At 31.2% G+C, this 6,628-nt stretch carries 4 protein-coding genes; 1 reads left to right on the top strand and 3 read right to left on the bottom strand.

All coding sequences use genetic code 11. The features are described 5' to 3' along the window. Window positions 1-182 precede the first annotated feature (182 nt). Window positions 183-1,546, top strand: a protein-coding gene (locus RYL55_RS03310) for an IS3 family transposase (protein ID WP_315007263.1) whose coding sequence is annotated in 2 segments (ribosomal slippage) — window positions 183-624 and window positions 624-1,546 — 1,365 coding nt in all. Because the reading frame shifts where the segments join, the coding sequence is not laid out codon by codon here. Between the two features lie 303 nt (window positions 1,547-1,849). Here the strand turns inward: RYL55_RS03310 and RYL55_RS03305 are convergent. The 3 genes from RYL55_RS03305 to pepF all read right to left on the bottom strand — a co-directional run bounded on the left by RYL55_RS03305 (window position 1,850) and on the right by pepF (window position 6,619). Next, window positions 1,850-3,406 carry an RNA-binding domain-containing protein gene (locus RYL55_RS03305; protein ID WP_315007261.1) on the bottom strand — a complete coding sequence of 519 codons (1,557 nt, stop codon included), beginning with the start codon at window positions 3,404-3,406 and terminating at the stop codon, window positions 1,850-1,852. A 187-nt stretch (window positions 3,407-3,593) separates the two neighbouring features. Beyond that, a complete protein-coding gene (locus RYL55_RS03300; protein ID WP_315007259.1) occupies window positions 3,594-4,496 on the bottom strand; it encodes a magnesium transporter CorA family protein in 903 nt (300 codons plus the stop codon). 317 nt (window positions 4,497-4,813) lie between these two features. After that, the gene (gene pepF / locus RYL55_RS03295; RefSeq protein ID WP_315007257.1) at window positions 4,814-6,619 is read right to left on the bottom strand and encodes an oligoendopeptidase F; all 1,806 of its coding nucleotides are present in this window, start codon (window positions 6,617-6,619) and stop codon (window positions 4,814-4,816) included. Window positions 6,620-6,628: the final 9 nt, after the last annotated feature.

Raw genomic sequence — 6,628 nt, 5'->3', positions numbered from 1 at the left:
CTGGATACAAGAAAAAACTAACTCATGAAATTAAACAAAAACAAAGAATTGAACGAAAAAAACAAAATCGTCAATCAGCTAGAAAGAAAAATAGTAAATAAAGACTAAAAAACTGGAGAACCAAAAAATGTACTGCACCCCAAAAGTTAGACATGAAAAATCTAACTTTTGGGGTGTTTTTTATGAAATTAACTTATGAAGATAAAATAGAAATCTATCAATTAAGAAAACAAGGTGAAAGCTTAAAGAATCTTTCAAAGAAATACGATATCAACGTCGCTCATATTGAATACTTAGTACGATTGATCAATCAATATGGAATAGAAATTGTTAAAAAAGAAAAAAATCGTTACTATTCGCTAGAATTAAAGCAGGAAATAATTGATAAAGTTCTTTTAGAAGGGCGTTCACAATTAAGTGTATCTATTGATTATGCTCTTCCGAATCGTGGCTTACTTTCGAATTGGCTAGCACAATATAAGAAAAATGGGTATACTATTGTTGAGAAAACAAGAGGGAGATCAAATTCAATGGGACGCAAGCCAAAGAAAAAATTAGAAGAAATGACAGATTTAGAACGTCTTCAACTAGAGAATGAATACTTAAGAGCGGAGAATGCAATTCTAAAAAAGTTAAGAGAACTCCGATTGAAGGAGGAAAAAGAGAAAAAAGAAAAGCTGAAATTGTTCAAGAATTAATCAATGAATTTGCATTGGATATTCTTCTTAAAGTAATTAAATTAGCTCGTTCAACGTACTATTACCATTTAAAACAAATGAACCAACCAGATAAAGATCAACAAATTAAAGATGAAATACAAGAAATTTTTACCGAACATAAGGGAAACTATGGTTACCGTAGAATTCATTTAGAATTGAGAAATCGTGGATTTAAAGTGAATCATAAGAAGGTACAACGCTTAATGAAAGTTCTTGGTTTAATTGCTCGTATTCGTCGTAAACTCAAGTATTATTCGCACAAAGGAGATGTTGGCAAGAGATCAGATAATCTGATTCAACGTGATTTTGAAGGGACTAAACCAATGGAAAAATGTTACACAGATGTAACTGAGTTTGCCATTCCGAATAGCGAACAGAAACTATATTTATCACCAGTTTTAGATGGATTTAACAGTGAAATTATTGCGTACAATCTTTCACGCTCACCTAACTTACTACAAGTAAAGACAATGTTAAATGAGGCATTTACAGATGAGAAGTACGAGAACACAATTCTCCATAGTGACCAAGGTTGGCAATACCAACATGATTCTTATCATCAATTTTTAGAGAGTAAAGGTATACTACCATCTATGTCACGTAAGGGAAACAGTGCAGATAATGGTATGATGGAATCTTTCTTTGGTATATTGAAATCAGAAATGTTTTATGGATTTGAAAAAGAATTTAAGTCTCTTGATGAATTAGAGAAAGCTATTATTGATTATATTGATTATTACAACAACAAACGTATAAAAATTAAACTGGATGGGCTAAGTCCTGTAAATTACAGAATAACTCATTCAAACTCTGCTCGTATTGCTTAACTAGTAAATCTATTTGAGCTAAGAAAAAATGCGCCAAAAAATTTGGCGCGAACCCCCTAGGGGGTTATTCATACATTTTATGAATCAAAAAGAGACGACTTAAGTCGTCTCAAAAAAAGTCTAACTTTTTGGGGTCACTTCAATTGCACGCCTGTTTTTATGTTCTCTAATATTTTTCTTTACATCGTAGAAAAGGAGTTTTTTACTATAGTAGTACTAAGACGCCAGTAGCCCCTTTCGGGTCTCTTGAATCGTACTACTATAAAAACTCCTTCTGCTATTCTTTCCAATAATTAATAATACTTATTTTATTACTATCCAGACACCTGATTTTGTAGATCCTTTTCTTAAAATTCTACCACTATTTTTCAAAATATTGAGATTATATTTTATACCACTTGTAGAAGCTCCTATTGCTTCTGTAAGTTCTTTTATAGTAATATGTGGATTTATTTTCATTAACTCAATAATCTGTTTTCCCATTACAGTTTCTTTTCTAGTTTCTTGGTTAGTTTCTTGGTTAGTTTCTTGGTTAGTTTCTTGGTTAGTTTTATCAAGCAACTTATCTTCTAAAAATTCCTCTTGTACAAAAATAATGGCATTCGTATAATTTGATGAATTATCTTTAGGTAAGAAAGAAATACTTGGTGAAAGATTTGCCTCTAAAGAATCTTTTGCTCTTCTGATTCCAGACCCATATGATTCTATCAATTCCAAAGCATAAAACATATCTTTTAATTCCTTATTTAAGTATTTCCTGTTATCAAAACTTCTTTCATTATTTAATGCTTCAATCGTAACTGGAGGTAGTGGTCTATTAGGATTCACAAAAGAAATTTTATCTTTATAAATGTAAATTCCAACATATTCATCTTCATCATACTCTTTATGTAAAATAGCATTTGTTGCTAATTCTTCAAAAGCTGCTATAGGAAAATTATATATAACTTTATGCTCCATTTTATCAGAATAACGTAAAGTAAAAGAACGCATAATATTTTCTTGAAAATATCGTACAACTTGTTTTGCTTGTAGCCATACTGGTGAATCAAATGTTATACGCTCCATTTTGTCAGTACCATCAATTTCACGAATAATTTCTACTTGTGCATTTGGAATAAAACGATTAGGTTTTTCACAGAACATTAGAACTGCAAAATTCTTTGCTCTATAACCTCCATATTGACTTTCACTTATTAATCCTAATGCTTTAGCCATTTCTAATTTAGAAAGTTTTTTAAGATCATCCTTTGCATTTGTTAATGTAAGATATTCTTTCATATACTCATAACTTAAATCATCTAATGTTGCAGTTTGGTTTAAACTAGAACTAAAATTATAATTTGCAAATTTCTTTAATAGTTCAAACTCTTCAAGAGTATTAGGAAGGTTTGAATCTCTTGAAACTCTAATATATCTTCCAGCCTTTAGTGCAATTTTCTTATCTTTTTCAGCTTTAATAGTTGTCTGACAAGGTCCTTTAACATTTGGTTCAACTGCAACAACTATATAATATTCATCATCTATTTTATCTTGAATAATATGATAGTTAATTTTAGGAGTTATATAAGAAAGTAGAGATTTAAGTTGATTTTCAACTATTTCAATCATTGGTTCTTTAATTCCACTGATTGGTCGCTTTGGAATCGCCTTCTGTTGAGTATCTTTGTCATCTACTTCTTCAACTCCAATGAAGATTAATCCAATTTCATTATTCATGTAATTATTTGCAAACGCACAAGCTGTTTTTAAAATTTTATCTTTAAATTGTACAGATTTTTTATACTCTATATAGCTATTCTCAATTACTTGATTTTCTAAAATATCACGAGCCATCCTCTGTATATCAGAACGTTGCATAATAACTTACCTCACTTTTAATAATTTAGTTAATTATACCATTCCTTGATATATATTACTATTTTCACAATCCATTCTCATACAGCCCTTTAAAGTAGAAATAGAGTTTTTATAGTAGTACGAGTGACCCGTAAGTGGCTTCTGGCGTACTAATACTACTATACCAAAAACTCAATTTCCACGCCCTCTACTTCTTAATAAAACGTGACAAAACGACACTTGCAATGACAATAACTGTCACAATAATCCCTAACACAATTCCCCAACCATGCGCAAGCCCCGTTAAAGGAACCGTAATATTCATCCCAAAAAATCCCGTCACAATGTTTGGAATCGTTAATAAAATCGAAATGATCGTTAATAATTTCATTGTATCATTCAAATTATTATTCAACACATTATTATAAGTACCCGATAATTGTTGCAAAATCTGAAGATTGATCGATGTCATTTCCACTAATTGCTTCGCTTCAATTAAACTATTTTCTAATTTTTCTTCCTCACCAAACTCTAATTCCTTAAATAATACTTGAGTCTTTAATTGCTCTAATACAATCGCATTTTGCTTTGTTGCAGAAACTAAATAAACACTCCCAATCTCTAAATCAGACAATGCAAATAGATTTTTCTTCGTTGTTTTATGTCTTAATTTATGACTAAGAATTTCTTGCTCTTTTTTCAAACTTTCAATCTTAGGAAAATAATTTTCAGTAATCATCATTAAACTAGAAAATAAAAAAGTAAACACCGAAATATCCGGTCTCTCTTCCCACTCTCTTCTCATCGCCTCTACAATATAGTCATTATATTGGTTTGAAATTGTAATGATTTGATCCTTTCGAACAATAAAAGTCATTGGAACGGTCTCATACCGATTTTCTCTCTTAGTTTGTTTAATGACATTATAAATCACTACTAATGTTTCTTTTGGACGACAATATTCAATATGCGCTCTTTCGTTTTCATCTAGCGCATACTCTAACATTTCTTTATCAAGCTGATATATATGATAAACAGAAGAAGCATCACTAATTTCTTCTGAATTTATATTTATCCACGCACACGAGTTCCCAAAATTTTGTTCAACCATAACTATCCCCCTCCATTAATCTACGTAAGTGTATCATAAATGAAACAATCCCTAATCTAAAAATGCTCAAAAATAAGATAAAAAAATACAAAAAGACTTTCCATAGTAGTATGAGGAAAGTCTGATTAACCATACGTACTCCCATATTTGTCCGTACAAATATAAATGACTTTTCACAGTAGTACGAGTGATAGAATCTGTTAAACAGATTCTATCACAGGTAAAATCAAGACCTTAGGCTTGATTTTTAGCCAAGAGACCCGAAAGGGGCTTCTGGCGTCCTAGTACTACATCAGAAAAGTCAATTTGTATCTCTGTTACTCTTCGTTCAACAACTCTTCTAATTGTTCTAGTCGTTGTTCGAACACATTCATGGCATCATATAGATATTGAGTTTGAGTCATATCTACCCCTGCTTTTTTCATAACCTCAATTGGTTTGTCACTACGTCCAGAACGTAAATAGTTTAAGTAAGCCTCTAAATCTTCAGGAGTACCATGTAAAATCTTATCTGCTAAAGCAGTTGCTGCAGCCATACCAGTTGCATATTGATATACATAGTAATTCATATAGAAGTGAGGAATACGAGTCCACTCATATGCAATCTCTTCATCTTGAATAACATTTGCATAATATTTTTTATTAATTGCACCATAAATCTCAGCCATCGCTGCTTGAGTTAAAGGCTCACCTTTTTGATCTGCCACATGAATTTGATGTTCAAATTCAGCAAATTGAGTTTGACGGAAAATAGTCGATTTAAAACGATTTAAATAATTATTTAAAATATATTTTTGACTCTCTTTATCCGTATGTTTCTTCAATAAGTAGTCTGTTAATAAGTTTTCATTCGTTGTAGAAGCAATTTCCGCTAAGAAAATTGAATAATCTCCATATTGGAATGGTTGAGTGTGACGAGTGAAATAACTATGTGCACTATGCCCTAACTCATGTACTAATGTAAAGAAATTACTTAAATCATCATGCCAGTTTAATAAAATATATGGCGCTGTTGTATACGCACCAGATGAATAACCACCACTACGTTTCCCGATATTTTCCGCTACATCAATCCAACGTTGTTCATAGGCTTGTTTAAGAATATCTTGATATTCTTCCCCTAATGGTTTCAAAGCTTCAAAAGTTGCTTTAGAAGCTTCTTCATAGTTGTATTTAATTGGCGCTTCACCTGTAATTGGAACATGCAAATCATACATATGTAATTCATCTAGTCCTAAAGCTTTTTGTTGTAAAGCGATATAACGATGTAATAATGGTAATTTTTCATTAACTACTGTTAATAATGCATCATATACTTCTTCAGGAACTTGGTTAGCAGATAAAGCTGCTTGACGACTTGATTCGTAGTTATGAGCCAACGCTTTAAAATTATGAGCTTTCACTTCTGAACCTAGCGTGCTAGCAAATGTATTTTTAAATTGAATATATGGTTTATATTTAGTTTCAAATACATTTTTACGAACTTCACGATTAGTTGACTCTAAGAATGTAATATAGTTTCCGTGAGTTAATTCCACTTCTTCTCCTTTTTCATTCTTAATCGTACCAAATTTAAGATCCGCGTTATTTAAGAAGTTAAATGTCTTTGATGGTCCAGAGAATACTTCATTCGCTTTTGATAATAAAGCTTCTTCTTTATCCGATAAAACATGTCCTTTTAATACACGAGCTGCTTCTAATGCAACTCGGAATTCTTCTAGACGTGGTTCTTCTTTAAAGAATTTTTCAAATTCTTCATCTGATTTTTCTAAAATTGCTGGTTCAAACCATGATGTTGCACCTGAGACTTCAACATATACTGAGAAAGCACGTTGATTTAATACTTGATTTTCATCATTTGTAGTATCTTGGTCAGCTTTTAAGTGTGAATACACATAAGCAGTTTCAATTTTTTCTTCTACTTGATTCGATAATAATAAGTAGTTATATAAATTTTCTCCAGATTGTAATGCTGTTTCTTTACTTGCAGCAATTACTGGAATTTTTTCTGATACAAAAGCTAAATCAGCTTCAAAACCAGAATTATCTGGATAGATTAATGTTAAGTCCCATGTTAATTCTACAGGAACTTCTTCACGAGTTAATGGTTTTTTATCACTCATTTGTTCTCC

Origin of the sequence: uncultured Granulicatella sp. (genome assembly GCF_963515615.1) — a bacterium.
In the GTDB taxonomy this organism is placed as follows: domain Bacteria; phylum Bacillota; class Bacilli; order Lactobacillales; family Aerococcaceae; genus Granulicatella.
This window is presented reverse-complemented; position numbering and strand designations above follow the sequence as displayed.

Coding starts and splice junctions, on each gene's coding strand:
- RYL55_RS03305 (WP_315007261.1), bottom strand. CDS start 3,406: ATGCAACGTTCTGATATACAGAGGATGGCTCGTGATATTTTAGAAAAT.
- RYL55_RS03300 (WP_315007259.1), bottom strand. CDS start 4,496: ATGGTTGAACAAAATTTTGGGAACTCGTGTGCGTGGATAAATATAAAT.
- pepF (WP_315007257.1), bottom strand. CDS start 6,619: ATGAGTGATAAAAAACCATTAACTCGTGAAGAAGTTCCTGTAGAATTA.